Source organism: Burkholderia sp. Ac-20384 (assembly GCF_017104605.1).
GTDB classification, from domain to species: Bacteria; Pseudomonadota; Gammaproteobacteria; order Burkholderiales; family Burkholderiaceae; genus Burkholderia; species Burkholderia lata.
Genome location: NZ_JAAGPE010000057.1, coordinates 23,436 through 43,642, shown reverse-complemented (window position 1 = coordinate 43,642; position 20,207 = coordinate 23,436). Strand labels below are relative to the sequence as shown.

Genomic DNA, 20,207 nt, shown 5'->3' with positions numbered 1-20,207 from the left:
CGGCGTCGCGAGCCTGACGATGTCGGTGATCGGCGATACGGGCACCCCGATCGAATCCGCGCTCGAAGCGCTGATCGACATCTACGTGATCTGCCGGCTCGTCACGATCGTCAGCCGGCTGTTCTTCCAGCCCGATGCGCGGCAATTGCGGTTGCTGCATATCAGCGACGCATGGGCCGACTTCGCGCAACGCTCGATCGCGCGGATCGTGATCGTGGTCGGCGCCTGCACGGCCGCGGTCGAGATTGCCGCGAACTTCGGTCTCAGCGACGCCGGTCACGTCGCGCTGCTGAAAGCCGTCGCGCTCGTCGGGCACCTGATGGTCTCGGCGCTGATCCTGCAGTGCCGCCTGCCAGTCGCCGCGCGGATCCGCTCGGCCGCCGAGGATCGTCCGTCCTTCGCGATGATCGCCAACACGCTCGCGGACGCATGGGCGCCCGTCTCGGTATTCATCGTGATGGCGCTGTGGTTCGTGTGGGCGCTCGACGTCCACAACGGCTACCGCGTGCTGATCACGCTCGGCGGCCGCTCGATCGCCGTGTTGATCGGCATGCGGATGGTGTCGATCGTCGTGTTCGGCGCGCTCGCGCGGCTGTTCCAGGGCCGCGACGAAGACCGCACGCTCGTCCATGCGCACGCGTACCGCTACTACCCGCTGCTGCGCCAGATCGTGTCGGGCGCAATCGGCATCGTGACCCTCTTGCTGTTGCTGCAGATCTGGGGCGTGCCGATCTTCCGCGCGTTCGAAACCGGCACGATCGGCCACCGGCTCGCGTCGGCGCTGGTGACGATCGCGATCGCGGCCATCGTCGCGCTCGTCGTGTGGGAAGCCGCGAACATCGCGATCGAGCGCCGGCTGCAGCGATGGACGCGCGAAGGCAATCTCATGCGCGCGGCGCGGCTGCGCACGCTGCTGCCGATGCTGCGCTCGCTGCTGTTCGTGATGATCGCGCTCGTCGTCGTGCTGACAGGCCTCAGCCAGCTCGGCGTGAACGTCGGCCCGCTGCTTGCCGGCGCCAGCATCTTCGGCGTCGCGCTCGGCTTCGGCTCGCAGAAGCTGGTGCAGGACTTCATCACCGGGATCTTCCTGCTGATGGAAAACGCGATGCAGGTGGGCGACTGGGTCACGCTCGCCGGCGTGTCGGGCACGGTCGAGTACCTGTCGATCCGCACCGTGCGGCTGCGCGCGGGCGACGGGTCGCTCTACACGATCCCGTTCAGCTCGGTGACGACCGTCAACAATACGAATCGCGGGCTCGGCAACGCGTCCGTCAAGATCAGCATTGCCTACGGCGAGGATATCGATCTCGCGATCGCGACGCTGAAGGAGATCGGCGCCGCGTTGCGCGACGATCCGAAGTACCACGACGGCATCCTGTCGGACTTCAGCTACTGGGGTATCGACCAGGTCGACGGCGCGACGCTCGCGCTGGCCGGACAGATGCAATGCACGGACTCGACGCGCTGGAGCGTGCAGCGCGAATTCAACCGGCGGATCGCGGAGACGTTCCGCGAACGCGGCATCCGGATCGCCAATCCGCAGCGCAGCGTCGTCGCGTACGCGGACGGATCGCGGCCTGTGGTCGATGACGAAATCGGCAGCAACGGCGACAACGGCCATGCTGCCGAACCAGCGGCCCGACCACCGTCGCCCGCCGAACCGGCGCGCAAGCCCGGTTGACCGGCCGCGGCCGATGGCGCGCCGCGTTTAACGCGCGGCGGGCTTGTTCACGCGCCGGGCGCTTTTCGCGGCGGGCATCGATGCTCCCGGCTTCGTCGCGCGTTTCGCCGCGGCGCCCGGCCTCCGCTTCGAGTCGGCTTCCGGATCGGCCGCCAATTCGTCGCGCTGCGCGTGCCATTGCTGGAGCAGCAAGCGTGTCTGCTCGGCGATCGTGTCGATCAGCAATTCCGCGCGCTCGCCCTCGAACGCCTCCCATTCGAGCAACTGCAGCGCCGAACGCTGCGCAAGGTGGAACACCGTGAGCTGTCCGAACAGGCTCAGCGCACGCAAGCGCGTAACGGGATCGTTGGCGGGCCGCCCCGAGATGCGGCCGATCAGCTCGGCGCTCACGTCGTTGAGCGGCTTGCGCATGCGCTTCATCAGGATTTCGCTCGCGCTCGCCGGCTCCTGGCCGCTTTGCTCGCGCGCGAAGAACATCCGCTGGTTCATCGTCTTCGGCGCCGTAAACATCCGGTCCGACAACGCGCGCAGCAGCCCGACGAACGCGTCGATCAGCACGTCGACGTCCGCTTTCGCATCGAGCATCGCCCTCGCATGGCCGACTGCCGACGCGAACACCTCCCAGCCGTGCTCCGCGATCGTCTCCACGCACGCGCGGTACACGCCTTCCTTGTTCTCGAAGTAGTACTGGAGCGCCGGCGCGTTCACACCGGCCATCGCGGCGATCTCGCGGGTCGATGCCCCCGCGAACCCGCGCTCGCCGAACAGTTCGATCGCCGCCTCGATGATCCGCTGGCGCGTTTCGTCGCCGCGGGCGTAGCCGCCCGCCGACGTACGGCGCAGCTTCTTCGCTTCGTTCATGCCTTCCTCGTCATTCGATCGACCGACATTCTACTTGACACAATTTTATCAACTGGAATAATTATTCCACTCGGAATAAATTGGACGCCAGCATGTCGACGCTGCAAGACCCGCCACAGAAAGCAAATCGTCAGGAAAACGGAACAACCCCGCGCAGCGGAACCGGATCGAAGCGGCGCGTCCTGATCGTCGCCGCCGTGATTGCGGCCATCGGCGGCGCCGTCTGGCTCGGCCGCTGGTGGACGGTCGGCCGCTTCATCGAGAGCACCAACGACGCATACCTGCAGGCGGACAGCATGACCGCTGCGCCGAAGGTCGCCGGCTACGTCACCGACGTGTATGTGCGCGACAACCAGGCCGTGAAGGCCGGCGATCCGCTCGTGCGGCTCGACGTTCGCCAGTACCAGGTCGCGCTTGCGCAATCGCTTGCGACCGTCGACGCGCGCCGCGCGGACATCGCTCGCGCCGAGGCCGACATCAGCCAGCAGCATGCGAATCTCGAACAGGCCGACGCGCAGGCGAAGGTGTCGCGCATCAATGCGCAGCACGCGAGCGACGAATACACGCGCTATGCACCGCTCGCCGCGACCGGCGCCGAAACCCACGAACGCGTGGCCGACCTGAAGAGCACGCGCGATCAGGCCGCCGCGACGCTCGCCGCAAACAATGCGTCGATCGCTGCCGCGCGCACGCAGATCGCATCGTTCACCGCGCAACTCCAGCAGGCGCGCGCGCAGCTCGAAGCTGCGCAGGCCAGCGCCGCGCAGGCGCAGCTCGATCTCGACAACACGATCGTGCGCAGCACCCTCGCCGGCCGCGTCGGCGATCGCACGGTGCGCGTCGGTCAATACGTGCAGCCCGGCACGCGCCTGCTGACCGTCGTGCCCGTCGACGCGATCTACCTCGTCGCGAACTTCAAGGAAACGCAGATCGGCAACATGCGCATCGGCCAGCCCGTCGAACTGCACGTCGACGCGCTGCCGGACGGCGCGCTGTCCGGCGTCGTCGACAGCTTCGCGCCCGGCACGGGTGCGCAGTTCGCACTGCTGCCGCCCGAGAATGCGACCGGCAACTTCACGAAGATCGTCCAGCGCGTGCCGGTGCGCATCCGCCTCGCCGCGAATGCCCGCGCGCAGCGCATGCTGCTGCCGGGGCTGTCGGTGACGGTCGACGTCGATACGCGCTCGGCCCGCGACGAGACGCATCATGGCTGAACCGTCCGCCACGATGCCCGTGCCGCCGCACGAAGGCCGCGCGAGCGTGACCGACTGGATCGCGGTCGCGGCCGGTGCGCTCGGCGCGCTGATGGCGACGCTCGACATCTCGATCACGAACTCCGCACTGCCGCAGATCCAGGGCGAAATCGGCGCGACCGGCACCGAGGGCACGTGGATCTCGACCGGCTACCTGATGTCGGAGATCGTGATGATCCCGCTCGCCGCGTGGCTCACGCGCGTGTTCGGGCTGCGCAATTTCCTGCTGACGAACTCCGCGTTGTTCATCGTGTTCTCGATGATGTGCGGCTGGTCGCATTCGCTGCCGATGATGATCGCCGGCCGGATCGGCCAGGGCTTCACCGGCGGTGCGCTGATCCCGACCGCTCAGACCATCATCCGCACGCGGCTGCCGCTGTCGCAGTTGCCGGTCGGCATGACGCTGTTCGGCCTGATCGTGCTGCTCGGACCGCTGTTCGGCCCCGTGCTCGGCGGCTGGCTCGCGGAGAACGTCAACTGGAGCTGGTGCTTCTTCCTGAACCTGCCGGTGTGTCTGTTGCTGATGGCGCTGTTGATATTCGGGCTGCCGTCGGACCGTCCGCAATGGCATTCATTCCTCAACGCGGACTGGCTCGGGATCTTCGGCCTCGCGATCGGCCTGAGCTCGCTCACCGTCGTGCTCGAGGAAGGTCAGCGCGAACGCTGGTTCGAATCGCAGATGATCGTCACGCTGAGCCTCGTGTCGCTCGCCGGGATGATCCTGATCGCGCTGTCGCAGATCTTTGCGAAGCGGCCGATCATGCGGCTGTCGCTGATGCGCAACCCGCGCTACGCGAGCGTGATCGTGATCGTGTCCGCGGTCGGTGCCGGGCTGTACGGTGTGTCCTACCTGCTGCCGCAATTCCTCGCGATCGTCGCCGGCTACAACGCGGAACAGGCGGGCTCGATCATGCTGCTGTCGGGGCTGCCGGCCTTTCTCGTGATGCCGATCCTGCCGCGCCTGCTCGGCAAGGTCGACTTCCGCATCCTCGTGATCTCGGGGCTGCTGCTGTTCTGCCTGAGCTGCATGCTCGACATCAGCCTGACCGCGCAAAGCGTCGGGCACGACTTCGTCTGGTCGCAACTGATCCGCGGTGTCGCGCAGATGCTCGCGATGATGCCGCTCAACCAGGCATCGATGGCAGCCGTCGCGCGCGAAGACTCGGGCGATGCCGCCGGGCTCTACAACATGGCGCGCAATCTCGGCGGCTCGATCGGGCTCGCGATCATCGGCACCGTGATCGACCGGCGCACGACCTTCCATACGGCCGCGCTCCGAGAATCGGTGACCGCGAACTCGCTGATCGGGCAGGACCGGCTGTCGGCCTACGCGGCCAACTGGTTCTCGCACACCGGCGACCTCGCGTATTCGAACATGCGCGCGCTCGGACAGCTGGCGCAGCAGATCCAGATCCAGGCGGTCGTGATGACCTATTCCGAAACCTTTTATCTGCTGGGCCTCGCGCTGCTTGCCTGCGTGCCGCTCGCGCTGCTGCTGAGAACGCCGCGCGGGCCGCAACCGATGTCGTCCGGCCACTGAACCGTCTTACGCGATGAAACCCTTCTCCCTGCCCCGTCGCCCTGCGCTCACGCTGTGCGCGGCCGCGTGCCTGCTCGCCGGCTGCACGGTCGGCCCCGACTACCGCGGCGCGCCCGCCGCACCGGATGCGGCGACCTTCGTGCGCGCGCCGGCCTCCGGTGTCGACACCGCTGCGCCCGCGCCGAGCGCATGGTGGCATGCGCTCAACGATCGCCAGCTCGACGACCTGATCACCGCCGCGCTCGCGTACAACCCCGATCTGCACGCTGCGCAGGCCCGCTTGCGCGCATCGCGCGCGCAGCTCTCGCAACAGCGCGCGGCGCAGTTGCCGAAATCGTCGGCCACCGTTGCCGCCATCCGCATGCGCGAGCCGGACGTCAGTGCGCTCGGTTCGCTGCTGCCGTCGAACGGCTCGAGCCAGTCGGGTGGCACATCGCCTTCGCTGGGTGGCTCGGGTCCGCTGCAGCTCTATTCGGCAGGCTTCGACGCAACCTGGGAAATCGACCTGTTCGGCGGCACGCGGCGCGCGGTCGAAGCCGCGTCCGCACAGGCGGAAGCGGTCGACGCCGATCTCGCCGATACGCAGGTGTCGATCGCGGCCGAAGTCGCGAATGCGTACGTCGACCTGCGCGACCAGCAGCAGCGACTCGCGTTGTCGCAGCGCACCGCCGAATTGCAGCAACAGATGCTCGAACTCACGCAGCAGCGCCGTGTGCGCGGCGTCGCGGCCGACGTGGACATCGAACGCCTGACCACACAGGTCGAAACCACGCGCGCGTCGCTGATCCCGCTCGACGCGCAGGTGACGGAGTCGCTCGACCGGCTCGCGATCCTGACGGGCCGCGCGCCCGGCGCGCTCGACGCAACGCTGTCGACATCGGACGCGCCTTTGCCGACGCTGCCCGGCAGCGTTGCGATCGGCGATCCGGCCACGCTGCTGAAACAGCGCCCCGACATTCGCGCGGCCGAGCGCCGGCTCGCATCGAGCAATGCGCAGATCGGCGAGCATGTCGCCGATTACTTCCCGAAGGTGACGCTGCTCGGCGATCTCGGTTTCAGCGCGACCGACCCAGGTCACCTGTTCCGCAAGCAGAACTTCACCTGGGTCGGCGCACCGTATCTGCAGTGGAACATTCTCGACTTCGGGCGCACGCGCGGCGCGGTGCGCGCGGCCGAAGCATCGCGTGACGAAGCGGAAGCGAACTATCAGAAGGCAGTGCTCGGTGCGTTGCAGGACGCCAACACGGCACTGCAGCGCTATGGGCACCAGCGCGAGCACGTCGTTGCGCTCACCAAGGTGCAGACGTCGGCCGTGCATTCCCGAACGCTGATGGACGAACGCTATCGTGCCGGTGTCGCGTCGATGATCGACCTGCTCGATACGCAACGCGAAGCGCTGTCCGCGCAGCAGAACGTCATCGCCGGGCAAGCCGAACTGATCAAGGACTACGTGTCGGTGCAGAAGAGCCTTGGGCTCGGGTGGCAGGCAGGCGCGGGTTGACGGCGAGTTGATCGGTGCCACGCGGCGGCCGGGTCCTTCGAGGCCGCTGCGACACCGATCCATGAATGCGGATCGCAGAGCCCATGCGAGGCATCGCCTGCTCAGTCGTCTGCGTTCGACGTTCACGGATCGCTTCAAGATGCGCGACGAAGCAACTCATTGCGTGCGCAACAATATTCTCCGTCAGCGCTGAAAACAATCGCGCTCGTGCCGCATCGACGACGACGCTATCGAAAACATATCGAATATCAATTAGCCAATCATCTGACGATCTCTTCTAATTCAGTCGGCTTCCCCACCACCGATCGGATTCAAGGAGTTCCATCGTCATGTCCTCAACCTCCCATCGCGTGCTGAGACACGCAGTCGCCGCGATCTGCGTCGCACTTTCCGCGTCCCCCCATGCCGCCGAACTCACTCGAGACACGGGTGCCCCCGTCGGCGACAACGAGAATTCGCAGACGGCCGGGCCTGCCGGCCCCGTACTCCTGCAAGACTCCGCACTCATCGAGAAACTGCAGCGCTTCGATCGCGAACGCATTCCGGAACGCGTCGTGCATGCACGCGGCACCGGCGCATTCGGCGAGTTCGTGCCGAGCGCCGACATCTCGAACCTGACGAAGGCGAAGGTCTTTACACCCGGAACCCGCACGCCCGTGTTCGTGCGCTTCTCCACCGTGATGGGCTATCGCGGCTCGCCCGAGCAGGCACGCGATCCGCGCGGCTTCGCGGTGAAGTTCTATACGCAACAGGGCAACTGGGACATGGTCGGCATCAACTGGCCCGTGTTCTTCATTCGCGACGGCATCAAGTTCCCCGACTTCGTTCACGCGAACAAGCCGAGCGCCGTGACAGGCGTGCAGGATCCGAACCTCGCATTCGACTTCTTCGCGAACACGCCCGAAGCGACGAACATGCTGACGATGCTGTACACGAATGCCGGTATGCCCGATTCGTATCGTCACATGGACGGCTTCGCGGTGCATGCGTTCAAGTTCGTCAATGCGCACGGCGACGTGCACTACGTGAAGTTCCACTGGAAAAGCCAGCAAGGCGTGCACGGCCTGCGTCCGCAAGACATCGACGCATCGATCGGGCGCGACTGGAACATGATGACGAACGACCTGTACGGCGCGCTGAAGCAAGGCGACTTCCCGAAGTGGGACCTGTACGTGCAGGTGCTCACACCGCAGGACCTGAACCGGTTCGACTTCGATGCGCTGGACGACACGAAGGTGTGGACCGGCGTCCCCGAGCGCAAGATCGGCACGATGACGCTGAACCGCGTGCCCGACAACTACTTCCAGTCGACCGAGGAATCGGCGTTCGCGCCGTCGCGACTCGTGCCCGGCATCGAGCCGTCCGAAGACCGGATGCTGCAGGATCGCCTGTTCGCGTACGCGGACACGCAGATGTACCGGCTCGGCGCGAACTACATGGACCTGCCGATCAACCGGCCCGTCGTGCCGGTGGTCAACAACAACCAGGACGGCAAGATGAACGCCGGCGACCGCAAGGGCGAGGTGAACTACGAACCGTCGACGCTGCATGAGCTCGCACCGAATCCGCAATACAAGTCCGTGCGCATGGCGCTAGGGGGAACGACGCAGCAGGAAGCGGTCCACAAGAAGCTGCGGTTCCGTCAGGCGGGCGAGTATTACCGGGGCCTGTCGCAGCAGGACAGGGACGACCTGATCACCGCTCTGTCCGGCGATCTCGGCAAGGTGACGAACGCGCACAACCAGTACGCGATGCTGTCGTACTTCTACAAGGCCGATGCCGACTACGGCACGCGTCTTGCGCGGGCCGTTCACGCCGACGTCGGGCAAGTGCAAGCGCTCGCAGCGAAGCTGAGCGAGAACTGATCCCGCGGCTCCGGTCGCTGTCGACGTGCGGGGTTGCGCCGCGCACGTCGACCTTACCCACACATCAGGACATCCTCATGCAATCCGAACGCCTGACGCGCACGATCCGCGCCACCGCAACCGTCCTGGCGCTGGCCGCGCTCGCCGGTTGTGCGCACCTTCCCGACCAGCCGGCGTACGCGCCGGCCGATCCTGCCGCGCTGCGCCGCTACGACAGCGACTGGTTCGATGCCGCCCGCGTCGGTCGCGTCGACATCCTGCGTGCCCTGCACGACGCCGGCTATCCCGTCGACGCCACCGACAGCCGCGGCTTTACGGCCGTGATACTCGCGTCCTACGACGGCCAGCCTGCCGCGCTCGACTATCTGCTGTCGGCCGGCGCAAACGCATGCGCCGGCGACCACCACGGCAACACGGCGCTAATGGGTGCCCTCTTCAAGAACGAACCCGACATCGCGCGGCGCCTGATCGACACGCATTGCCCGATCGACCAGACGAACGGCGCCGGGGAAACTGCGCTGGGATTCGCCACGTTGTTCAATCGATTCGACCTGATTCCGCTCCTCGTCGCACGTGGCGCGAATCCGAATCATGTCGATCGGCGCGGGCAGTCGCTGCTGCAGCTCGCGCGGTCACACGACAACACCGACGCTGTGGACGCACTGCGGCATGCAGGTGCGGCGCAGTAGCTGCCGCGATCGAACCGTCTGAACAATGCCTGCGCACCGTGCTATCGTGCCCGTGGTTTCATCGCACGGAGACAGGAAAATGCTGAATCGCTTCGCCATTGTTCTTGTTGCCGCCGGCGCGGCAACCAGTCTCGCGGCAACGGCCGCGAGCCCCCAGCCGGACAACGTCAATTCGTATCGGCAGTTGCGCACGCGGCTGTTTGCCGGCGTGACGGTGACCGCAATCTTTTCACCGAACCAGTGCCGGAACGCGCAGCCGGCTCAAGCGACAGCGACGGTACCCACCGTATCGGGCGGCTTCGCGATACGCGACTTCATGGAAGTCGGCGGCAATACGCTCGCATTCGCCAACCAGCACCTTATCGTCCAGCCCAGCGGCTCGCCGGTGCTGGAGCTGATCCAGTACCGCGTCATGCAGGATGAAAGCGCGACGGTGACGGTGCGCTCGCTTTCGCCAACCACGTATCAGCCGGTCGCGCCAGCCCAGGTCTTCCAGTGCACGCTCGGCGAAGGCCTCCGCTTCGCCTATGCATCGCGCGAGCGTGACTGACGGAGGAGATCCGTAAAGAACGTGAAAATCTTCGATTGAAAAGCAGGACTACTACGAAACAAGGCGATGCACGGGACAGGAAAACTGTCTCGTGCATCGCCCGCGAATACCTGCGGAATCAGAAAAATTCGTCGAGCAGCCGGTAGAAAGCGATTCGGCCCGCATCGGGTTGCTTGATTCCATACCGGGCAAAGAAAGGCGCGACCCATTCGCTGCCGAGATCCGCTTCGATATCACGCGTTGCCAGTGCCAGATCCTGATAGCGATCGGCCACACCGAGGCGTCCGCAATCGATGAAACCCGAGAAGCAGCCGTCTTCGACCATGAAGTTGGGCAGGCACGCGTCGCCGTGCGTGACGACCCTGTCCTCGATCAACGGCCTGCTCGCCTGAAGCCTCGCGAATAGTTCATCGAGCGGCACACCTGTATTCGCGTCATCGAGGTTGTCCTCGTCAACGAGACCCTCGTTCATCCGCGCACGGGCACGCTCGATACGAGACACCGCGCCATGATCGAACGGGCAGGTTATCGGATCGAGCCGATGCAGTGCACGCAACGCGTCGGCGATGATCGCCACCTTCGCCGCCGGCCCGAGCCGCGCGACTTCGAGATTTTCGCCACGCACGGCACTCAGCAGCATCCACTCGCGCCCCGCCGCCGACGCGACGTCGAGAACCTGCGCGCCCGGCAAACCCGTCGTCGCAAGCCAGCGCAGTCGGGCCGCCTCGTCGCTCAGTTCGCCCAGCGGTCCCGCCGGTTCCGTCTTGACGAACCGACGCGATCCATCACGCGCATCGAGCCGGAACACCGCGGCATCCGATTGCCCTTCCGTCTGTTGCGTCCATCGGCAATCGGCCAGCGCGGCCTTCCAGGTCACGGGTACTTCGATGCAAAGCTTGTCGTTATCGATCACGCAGGTTCAATCCTCGTTGACTGGGCCGATATGCGGAACGTCGGACATCTCGCGACTTCATGCGCCGCTTCGTGCGGCGCGCAGACTCGACCTTCTCCGCCACGCCCCCGGATTCGAGTCAGGCCTCGAACGCGATCGGCCAATTGCACGCATTACGCATCAAACCAGAAACGATCGGCAAATCGAATTCCGCATTACTTTCTTTGGCGGCCTCGAATATTACAAAACACTGCCAATATTTTCAAAAACATTGCACATATTCGCTTTAATTTAGTTTCATATAATCAAAAAAAGTTTGACACCCGGCTTTCGTTCTTGATACCGTCCGATGCAAGCAATCTGACGAATTGCTCACCACGCAATCGCTTCCGCTCTACGTTTTTTCGCTTCCGCCACACCGCAGTGCTCGCCGCCGGCTGTCTTGTTCGCGCGCCGGCGCATGCAACATCCCGATGCATCTCATTGGACAACTGCCATCCGGCAGCGGGCCGAAGGATCGAATCAAATGAGCAGGACAACGAAACTGTTGCTCTAGCAATCCCGCCCGCGCCCTGTCCGGCGCGGTTGCGTCGTATCGCGGCGCAGCCTTCCCGTTACCGCGTTTTCCGTATTTCGCCCCCGGAGAAAAAACACCTTTCCGGATCGGGCGAAAGGCCCTGTCGCGTCCGTGCCATCCGCACGCGTGCGACAGAAATCGGCGGTGCATGACCCGCACCGCTGTCGACCGTTGTTGTTCGTGCTGTTCGATGTTCAACCGGAGGGGTAATTCAAATGAATCAGGTTGCAGACAAGAATCAAAAGCACAATCGCTTCATCAAGCTCGCATTCGCCGCCGCAGCCGCCGCATCGTTCGGCGTGGCGACCGCCTACGCCGCGCCTGCGGCCGGCTGGACGGAAACGCACACCAAGGGTTTCCTGCCGCTCGTGCAGCAGAACGAAGCCGGTACCGCCGGCGCGCCGGCCGCGAGCACCGCTGCCGCTGCAGCAGCAGCCGTCGAGATGGCGCCGGGCGAGTCGGTGGACATCGTGCTCGGCCTGAACCTGCGCAACGAGGCGCAACTCGACCAGTATCTGCACGACCTGCACACGCCTGGTTCACCGCATTACCGGCAGTTCCTCACGCCGGCGCAGTTCGCGGCGCAATATGCGCCGACCGACCAGCAGGTCGCCTCGGTCGTCGCGCATCTGCGCAAGGAAGGCTTCGTGAACATCGTGGTCGCGCCGAACCGCCTGCTGGTCTCCGCGTCCGGCACCGCGGCCACCATCAAGTCCGCGTTTCGCACGACGCTCAAGCGCTTCACGCGCAACGGCCGCAGCGTCTACGCGAATACCGACGCCGCGCAAGTGCCGAACGCGATCGGCGGCGTCGTGGGTTCGGTGCTGGGCCTGCAGAACGTCGAGCTGATGCACACGGGCGCGGGCAGCCAGCCGCAAGGCAACACAAGCAACCTGACGATTCCGGCCGGCGCATCGGCGGTGCCGCACAACCCGACCGAATTCTCGTCGATCTACGGCGGCGACGGCACGCCGACCGCCTCGCAGACCACCGTCGGCATCATCTCCGAAGGCGACCTGTCGCAGACGGTGAGCGACCTCAATACGTTCGCCGCAAACAACAGCCTCGGCGCGATCAGCAGCAGCATCGTGAAGACGGGCCCGTCCGGCAGCTCGTACACCGACACCGACGGCACCGTCGAATGGAACCTCGACAGCCAGTCGATCGTCGGCGCGGCCGGCGGCAGCGTGAAGCAGGTCGTGTTCTACGTCGCGCCGTCGATGACGCTCACGGCGATCACCGCCGCGTACAACAAGGCCGTGACCGACAACGTCGCGAAGGTGATCAACGTGTCGCTCGGCGTGTGCGAATCGTCCGCGAACAGCACCGGCTCGCAGGCAACCGACGACACGATCTTCAAGCAGGCGGTCGCGCAGGGGCAGACCTTCTCGGTATCCGCCGGCGACCACGGCGCGTACGAATGTGCGAGCGGCACGCCGTCGCGCTCGACCTACACGGTGAGCGAACCGGCAACGTCGCCGTACGTGATCGCGGTGGGCGGCACGACGCTGTTCACCAATACGTCGACCAACGCGTACAACAGCGAGATCGTCTGGAACGATCCGAGCTGGCAGCCGGGCACCGTGTGGTCGACGGGCGGCGGGTACAGCAAGTACGAAGCCGCACCGTCGTGGCAATCGTCGAGCCTCACGGGATCGACCAAGCGCGCACTGCCTGACGTCGGCTTCGACGCCGACCTGCGCACCGGCGCGATTCTCGTCGTGAACGGCCAGACGTCCGACACGCTGTGGGGCTCGGGCTACCTCAACAACGAAGGCGGCACGAGCCTCGCCGCGCCGATCTTCACGGGGATCTGGGCGCGCCTGCAGTCCGCGAACAACAATGCGCTCGGGTTCCCCGCGTCGAGCATCTACAAGTACTTCCCGAGCAACGCGGCGCTGCTGCACGACGTCACGTCCGGCAACAACGGCAGCGGCACCTACGGCTACAAGGCGAAGGCCGGCTGGGACGCGACGACGGGCTTCGGCAGCGTGAACATCTCGAAGCTGAACTCGTTCATCCAGAGCACATCGGATTTCGCACGCTGATGGATCGATGACCGCCCCGGTTCCGCGTGCGCACCGCAGCGCATGCAGGGAACCGGACGTGATCGTTTGAACAACCCGCGACGGCCGCACGGCCTTCGCGGGTTTTTTGCGTTCCGCTTACTCTCGCGGAACAGCTTCCGGCGCGACGCCCCCTCTCCGACCTTGCAATCGTTGCGCAAACAACTTTCATGTTCATTACCCGGGCAGTGCCAGCCCGCTTACGGACTGCAAGGTACACACACTGTTACACAACACCCGGACAACCTCCGCGCGTGTCGCGCGTTTAACTGGATATATCGATTCGTCGCGGGACAATCACCATGCGAACACGACCTTGCCGCCTGCCCCGGCCGATGCCCCCGGAACAGGCGTGGACGGTCGCGGCACAGTGCTCAAGCCGATCGCGCGGCCCGCGTGCCTGCCAACGCCGACACAACACCGAACGAACAACATGAACAACACTCGTGCACACCGCCCCGTCAGGACGCTGATCGCGTCGTCCCTCATCGTGTCGCTGCTCGGCCTCTCGGCCTGCAACAAGAATGGCGACAGCAGCACCGCTGCTCCGGCCAGCGACGCGAGCGCGGCCGCGGCGGCCCAGCCCGCATCGACGCCCGTCGCCTACACGCCGCCGACTGCCGACCAGCTCTACCAGATGGTCGCGCCGATCGCACTGTTCCCCGACAAGCTCGTCGCGCTGGTGCTTGCGGGTGCAACTTACCCGGACCAGGTCACGGCCGCCAACAACTGGGTCATGCAGAATCCGTCGTTGAAGGGACAGGCACTCGCAACCGCAGCCGATACGCAGCCGTGGGACCCGTCCGTCAAGGCATTGACCGCGTTCCCCGCGGTGCTGTCGCAGATGGCGTCGAACCCGGCCTGGACCACCTCGCTCGGCCAGGCTTACTACAACGACCCCACCGACGTGATGAACGCGATCCAGGTGATGCGCCAGCGCGCGCAGACGTCCGGCCATCTCCGCTCGGGCGGCCAGATGCGGGTCACGCAGATCGAGCAGGCCGCACCGGCCGGTTACACGCCGGCCACCGATGCGCCCGTGGTCTACGCCGGGCCGGCGATCGTGCCGCCGCCTGCACAGGCCATCGAGATCGAGTCCGCACAACCCGACGTCGTCTATGTCCCGTCTTACAACCCGACGGTCGTCTACGGCGAGCCGGTTTCGTCCTACCCCGGCTACGTGTATCGGCCGCCTTCATACAGCACGGGTGAAGTCGTTGCCGCCGGTGTGATCACGTTCGGCGTCGGCATCGCCGTCGGCGCCGCGATCTTCGGGCACCACGACTGGGGCTGGCATGCCTGGGGCATGAACTGGGGCGCGCCACGTCCGGAAGGCCCCGGCTGGCACGGTGGCTGGCAGCGCCCGGCCGTGGTGTACAACCACACCACGTACGTGTCGAAGTCGACCACCGTGATCAACAACATCACCAACATTCGCAATACGCGGATCACGAACAACTACGGCGGCAACGTCACCAACAACACGACGAACACGACGATCGAACGCAACGCGATGCAGCCGGGCGCGCAGCCGATGCGCGGGCAGGCCATGGAGCAACGCCCGGGCGCCGTGCCGATGACGATGCCGCACTTCGGCGCGAACGACACACGCCCCGGCGCACGGCCGTCGCCCGACGCATTCGCGCAGAACCGGGCGAACGAACCGCATGCCGAAGCACCTGCGCAGCATGCACCCGGCGCGATGCGCGACGAGCGGCAGCAGGCCATGCAGCAGGAGCACGCCGCGCAAGAAAATCGCGCGGCCGCGCAGCAGCAGCAATTGCAGCAACAACAGCGCAACGAGGCTCAGCAGCAACGCGAAGCGATGCAACAGCACAACGCGGCACAGCAGCAGCAACGCGAGGAAATGCAGCAACACAACGCAGCGGAGCAACAGCAGCGCGAGGAACTGCAGCAACGCAATGCGGCACAGCAACAGCAGCGCGAAGAAATGCAGCAACGCAACGAGGCTCAGCAGCAACAACGCAAGGAAACGTCGCCGCGCAACGAGGCACAACCGCAGGAGCACGCGGCCCCGCAGCCGCGGCAACCGGCCCCCGAGCACGCGGCCGCGCCGCATCCGCACCCTGCGGAGTCGCATCCGCCGCACGACGAGCACGAGCACCGCACCGAGTGAAACGCCCCCGTCACGGCAGCGCGGCATTCGCGCTGCCGGCCGGCGCAACCAGCGTCTCGCGACCATGCGGAACCCGCGCGCCCCAACACCGCGCGCCGCCGTTTTCCGCAATACCGCGCGGCTTGGCCGCGCAACTCACTCGGCCCAGTTGCGAACGTAGTCCGGCACCGGCATGTCGCCGCCCGCATAAACCGGCGCACCGCGTGTCATCTTCAGTGGCAGGATCCCCGTCCAGACAGCGAGCGCAAGATCTTCTTCCTTGTCGGACGGCATTGAATCGCTGACTTTTACAGCGGCTTCCGCAAGGGCAATCCGCAGCACGCTGGTCGCATTGAGTTCCTTCTCGTTGCCGGGCCGCGCGTCATGCCTGCGACCGGGCGCGATCTTGTCCATCAGTGCATCCAGGGCCACCAGCTTGTCCGCACTGCCCTCCACCATCTCGAACCGCCCGTAGATCACTGCGGATCGATAATTCATCGAATGGTTGAAGGCCGACCTGGACAACACGAGACCGTCCAGCAACGTAATCGCAACGGAGGCCTGTGCACCCGCCGACAGCGCCTTGATCATCCGGCTGCCATTGGACCCGTGAATATAGAGGTCATCGCCCCGTCTCCAGTGCGCGGTCGGGATGCAATGCGTGTCCTCGCCTGCACCGAACGCGATGTGGCAGACGTAGGCCTCGTCCACGATACGATGAAGCTTCTCGCGATCGTGGCTTGCCAGTTCCGGCAGTCGGCGAATGGTGGTGCGGGGTGTGGGAGAGATGAAGGTTTGGTCTTTCATGTTTCGTTTTCCTGTTCGCGCGCCCTTGCGCGCATCGAGCCGGTCGCATTCCGGCAAGACGCAGGCATTCGCTCGAAATATCTTTGCACTCCGAATCTAATCGAATCGGAGAGGTGCGACTTCCACGCCTGAGCGCCCGATCGATCAGCCCATCGACAGTCGCTTGCCAAATCGATCAAAATACGCGCGTGACGATCGCCGGGAATGCCCGCGCACCGGCCGGCACCGCGAGAACGTGAACGATACGATGCGCGTCGAATCTTCAAAAGAACCAGCTCAACGAAAAATTCTGGAACCAGCCCATGGATCTCGCGCTGCTCATCTCCTCGCTTTCCAGACAGGACGGCTCGACACGCCACAGCCAGCAGGAAGCCCTCTACCGGAGCCTGCGCAACATGCTGCTGGACGGACACATTCCGCCCGGCACGCGACTCGTGTCGACGCGCGCGCTCGCAGCTGAACTGGGTATCGCGCGCAACTCGGCGGTCTATGCGTACGAGCGCCTTGCCGAGGAAGGTTTCGTGGCGGCCACGCGCAACGGCACGATCACGTTATGGGACGGATGCGGCCGGCCTGGCGTAGAGCTCGAAAGCGGCCCGGCCCCGGTTCGATTGTCCGAGCGCGTGCACGGTCTGGAGAACACCGATCCCGAACCCGAACGCATGCTGCCGTTCGTTCCCGGCCTCCCTTCGCTCGATGAATTCCCCGTTGCCCAATGGCGCCGTTGCATCGAGCGTGCGTGGAGAGTCATCAGGCCCGCTCAACTCGCCTACGGCCCCGTCGAAGGGCTGCCCGAATTGCGGCGTGCCGTGGCCGCCTACATCCGGGTCTCGCGAGGCGTGCGCTGCGACACCGGCCAGGTGTTCATTACCGACGGCACGCAAAGCAGCCTCGAACTGTGCGCGCGCATGCTGGCGAATCCCGGTGAATATGGCTGGCTCGAGAACCCCTGCTACAACGGCGCCCGAACCGCATTCCGCTCGACCGGCCTCGATCTCGTGCCGATCGAGGTCGACCACGAAGGGATGGCGCCAACCGACGAACAGTGGCGCACCCGGCCGCCCCGGCTGATTTATACGACACCGTCACACCAATACCCGCTCGGCGCGCTGATGAGCCCCCGGCGGCGCGCGGCGCTCGTCGAGCACGCACAGGCGTGCGGCGCGTGGATCATCGAGGACGACTACGACAGCGAGTTCCGCCACGGCGGCCAGCCGCTGCCCGCGATCCAGGGCCTGCATGCCGACGCACCGGTCTGCTATCTCGGCACCTTCAGCAAGACGATGTTTCCCGCCCTCCGGCTCGGCTTCATGGTGGTTCCGCCGATTCTGGTCGACCGCTTCACCAGCACGCTGCGCGAACTCGTCCATCGCGGCCACTCGGCCGATCAACTGGCGATGGCCGAATTCATCGACACCGGCCTCTTTGCGCGACACCTGCGCAGGATGAGGACGCTGTATGCCGAGCGGCGGAGCAGCCTCGAGGCGGCACTCGCCCGCCACCTCGGCACCGTGCTGAGCGTTCGCGAAAGCCCGGGCGGCATGCATCTGTCGACGGATCTCGCGCTGCCGCTGCACGATACCGATATCGCCCGCGCGGCAGCCGCGCATGGCCTGCTGCTTCAGCCGCTGAGCAGCTATCGGGTCGGCGACGGCCGGCCGTACAACGGCTTCGTGCTGGGATACTCCGGGCTGAACGACGCGACGATCGAGACCGCGACGATGCAGCTCGCGGCCGTCATCGAGCAGCACGGCCGCACGCGTTGCTGAATGGCGCGCGCAGCATCGTCGCTCACAGTTGCGATTCGATCGGGAACAGCCCAAGGAACCAGACTTCCATCCGCCGCGCGGCGGACACTTCCGGTTCGTGATCGAGCACGGTGACCTTGCCGTCCGAATCGGTCTGAATCCACTTGAGCTGCCCTTTGCCCGCCGAATCGGTCCTTGGCTCGACGCGCCACGCGATTCGATCGAGCCGTGCTTCCAGATCGTTGGCCACCTGCGACGCAATCGCCGGGCTCTCGCAGTAAACGCCGATTTCCGTATTGAGGTTCAGCGAGCGCGGATCGAGATTCATCGACCCGATGAAAATGCTCTTGTGATCGAACACATAGGTCTTCGCATGCAGCGACGCACGCGACGACCCGATGATGACCTGCTTCGAAATGCTCTTGTCGCCCGACGGCCGCCGCTCGTAAAGCCGCACGCCGGCGGCCACGAGATCGCTGCGGTAGTGCCGGTAGCCCGCATGCACGGCCGCCACGTCGGTCGACGCGAGCGAATTGGTCAGCACCGTCACGCGCACGCCGCGCGCCGTGAGCGCGCGCAGCCGCTCGACGACTTCCTTGCCCGGCACGAAATACGGCGACACGATCAGCAGGTCATGTTCGGGCTGCAATGCGAGTGCCCGCAACTGCGGCATCAGGTGCCCGTCGCTGTCCTTCGGCGCATGCGCGATCTTCGCCGGATCGTCGTACAGCACCGTCGCGTGGCCCCACGACAATTCCGTGCCCTGCCCGTGAACGATCCGGTCGAGCCGCTGCCTGGCCTCGAGCACGTACGGATTGTCCTCCATGGCCCTCAGGTAGTCGCGCAACCGTTCGCGCTCGCGGTCCAGCCCGCCAGGCGCCGCGTCATGCCCGACCAGCGCACTGATCGGGTACGCGTACGGGGAATTCCAGAACGTATCGAATTCGGTCGAGATGTTCTTCACGACCGGGCCGTGAACGACGACGTCGAGATCGCCGAACTCCAGCATCGACGATGCGCCGAAATACTCGTCGCCGATATTGCGGCCACCGACGATCGCCGCCTGGTTGTCCGCGATCATCGCCTTGTTGTGCATGCGCCGGTTAACGCGCGAGAACTCGAACACCGTGCCGATCTTCTTGAACCGGCGCGTGGCGACCGGATTGAACAGCCGGATCTCGATGTTCGGATGCGAACTGATCTCGAGCAGCTTGCGATCGTCCGCATTCGTGCCGAGGTCGTCGAGCAGCGCACGGACGCGCACGCCGCGATCGGCCGCGCGAATGATCGCGTCGGCCAGTTCATGCCCGGTCAGGTCGTCGTGCCAGATGTAGTACTGAAGGTCGAGCGAACGGTCTGCGCGATCGGCCAGCAACACGCGCGCATCCAGCGCGTCGACCGGATCGGTCAGCAGATGAAACGCGTCCTGCCCCGGATGCGTACTGGCCTGCTGCTGGAACGCGACACCCAGCCGCGTGTTGTCCGTATCGGTGTATGCGTGCGTCTGCGCGCGATCGGCCTGCGGCGGCAGGCTCGCGCATGCAACGAGCGCCAGCAACGAAAGAATCGCACCCCACGAACGCAGCATGGTCATGATTGCCGTCCCACTCCCGGCCGAAGTCTGTTTATTCTCGCCGCCGAATGGATCGCGGGGGCTGTTTGGTTTGGCTTGCCTTCGGCCGCAACCGATGTCGCGCGTGGAACGGCCGCGCTACAGCATACCTTCGATTGACTGCAGCGCGGCACCCTCTCGGTACTTTCCTGATCACGACGCTCGTCACGCGCCCACGCAAAGAAAAACCCGCGAGGCATGAAGCCATCGCGGGTTTTCGGCATGCTGCGCAATCGCGCGCATGAAATCTGGTGGGCCCGGCGGGGTTCGAACCCGCGACCAATCGATTATGAGTCGACTGCTCTAACCGCTGAGCTACAAGCCCTGATGAGAAGCGAAGCGTGTCACACGCCGCCCCGACAAAGAAGCCGGGCCGGCATTGTAACAACAAAGGAGACAAACGCCACCGGTATCACACGGATACCGGTGGCGTTCGCAGGAGAGACGCT

The 20,207-nt window shown here is 65.3% G+C and carries 14 protein-coding genes and 1 tRNA gene; 10 read left to right on the top strand and 5 right to left on the bottom strand.

All coding sequences use genetic code 11. The features are described 5' to 3' along the window. Positions 1-1,681, top strand: a 1,681-nt coding sequence (locus G3O00_RS13855) for a mechanosensitive ion channel domain-containing protein (RefSeq protein ID WP_206143287.1), incomplete at its 5' end; no start/stop codon positions are given. Positions 1,682-1,708: 27 nt separating this feature from the next. Here the strand turns inward: G3O00_RS13855 and G3O00_RS13850 are convergent. Then, complete coding sequence (locus tag G3O00_RS13850; RefSeq protein ID WP_206143286.1) at positions 1,709-2,542, bottom strand: CerR family C-terminal domain-containing protein; 834 nt, start codon at positions 2,540-2,542, stop codon at positions 1,709-1,711. 92 nt (positions 2,543-2,634) lie between these two features. On the opposite strand from G3O00_RS13850, the gene G3O00_RS13845 reads away from it, so the two are divergent. The 6 genes from G3O00_RS13845 to G3O00_RS13820 all read left to right on the top strand — a co-directional run bounded on the left by G3O00_RS13845 (position 2,635) and on the right by G3O00_RS13820 (position 9,940). Continuing rightward, entirely contained in the window at positions 2,635-3,756 is a 1,122-nt protein-coding gene (locus G3O00_RS13845) for an HlyD family secretion protein (protein ID WP_206143285.1), read from the top strand. After that, on the top strand, positions 3,749-5,335 hold the full coding sequence (locus G3O00_RS13840) for an MDR family MFS transporter (RefSeq protein WP_011355786.1): 1,587 nt from the start codon (positions 3,749-3,751) through the stop codon (positions 5,333-5,335). Before G3O00_RS13845 ends, G3O00_RS13840 begins: the two co-directional genes overlap by 8 nt. Positions 5,336-5,348: 13 nt before the next feature. Continuing rightward, positions 5,349-6,836 carry an efflux transporter outer membrane subunit gene (locus tag G3O00_RS13835; protein WP_206143284.1) on the top strand — a complete coding sequence of 496 codons (1,488 nt, stop codon included), beginning with the start codon at positions 5,349-5,351 and terminating at the stop codon, positions 6,834-6,836. A 329-nt stretch (positions 6,837-7,165) separates the two neighbouring features. Next, the gene (locus tag G3O00_RS13830; protein ID WP_206143283.1) at positions 7,166-8,701 is read left to right on the top strand and encodes a catalase; all 1,536 of its coding nucleotides are present in this window, start codon (positions 7,166-7,168) and stop codon (positions 8,699-8,701) included. A gap of 77 nt (positions 8,702-8,778) precedes the next feature. Then, positions 8,779-9,390 (top strand): ankyrin repeat domain-containing protein, encoded by a 612-nt coding sequence (locus tag G3O00_RS13825; protein ID WP_206143282.1) that lies wholly within the window; start codon positions 8,779-8,781, stop codon positions 9,388-9,390. Between the two features lie 79 nt (positions 9,391-9,469). After that, complete coding sequence (locus G3O00_RS13820; protein ID WP_206143281.1) at positions 9,470-9,940, top strand: VirK family protein; 471 nt, start codon at positions 9,470-9,472, stop codon at positions 9,938-9,940. 118 nt (positions 9,941-10,058) lie between these two features. On the opposite strand, the gene G3O00_RS13815 is transcribed toward G3O00_RS13820, so the two are convergent. After that, the gene (locus G3O00_RS13815) at positions 10,059-10,829 is read right to left on the bottom strand and encodes an APH(3')-II family aminoglycoside O-phosphotransferase (RefSeq protein WP_346778974.1); all 771 of its coding nucleotides are present in this window, start codon (positions 10,827-10,829) and stop codon (positions 10,059-10,061) included. A gap of 795 nt (positions 10,830-11,624) precedes the next feature. Between G3O00_RS13815 and G3O00_RS13810 the strand changes: the two genes are divergently transcribed. Then, positions 11,625-13,457 carry a S53 family peptidase gene (locus G3O00_RS13810; protein WP_206143279.1) on the top strand — a complete coding sequence of 611 codons (1,833 nt, stop codon included), beginning with the start codon at positions 11,625-11,627 and terminating at the stop codon, positions 13,455-13,457. 451 nt (positions 13,458-13,908) lie between these two features. Further along, a complete protein-coding gene (locus G3O00_RS13805; protein ID WP_206143278.1) occupies positions 13,909-15,612 on the top strand; it encodes a DUF3300 domain-containing protein in 1,704 nt (567 codons plus the stop codon). 135 nt (positions 15,613-15,747) lie between these two features. Here G3O00_RS13805 and G3O00_RS13800 read toward each other — a convergent pair whose 3' ends face one another. Then, on the bottom strand, positions 15,748-16,398 hold the full coding sequence (locus G3O00_RS13800; RefSeq protein WP_206143277.1) for a pyridoxamine 5'-phosphate oxidase family protein: 651 nt from the start codon (positions 16,396-16,398) through the stop codon (positions 15,748-15,750). A gap of 302 nt (positions 16,399-16,700) precedes the next feature. On the opposite strand from G3O00_RS13800, the gene G3O00_RS13795 reads away from it, so the two are divergent. Beyond that, positions 16,701-18,167: a PLP-dependent aminotransferase family protein gene (locus G3O00_RS13795; RefSeq protein WP_206143276.1), complete on the top strand. Its 1,467-nt coding sequence runs from the start codon at positions 16,701-16,703 to the stop codon at positions 18,165-18,167. 22 nt (positions 18,168-18,189) lie between these two features. Here the strand turns inward: G3O00_RS13795 and G3O00_RS13790 are convergent, their stop codons facing one another. Both G3O00_RS13790 and G3O00_RS13785 read right to left on the bottom strand, forming a co-directional pair. Continuing rightward, entirely contained in the window at positions 18,190-19,740 is a 1,551-nt protein-coding gene (locus tag G3O00_RS13790) for a phospholipase D family protein (protein ID WP_206143275.1), read from the bottom strand. Positions 19,741-20,007: 267 nt separating this feature from the next. After that, a tRNA-Ile gene (locus G3O00_RS13785) sits at positions 20,008-20,083 on the bottom strand. Positions 20,084-20,207: the final 124 nt, after the last annotated feature.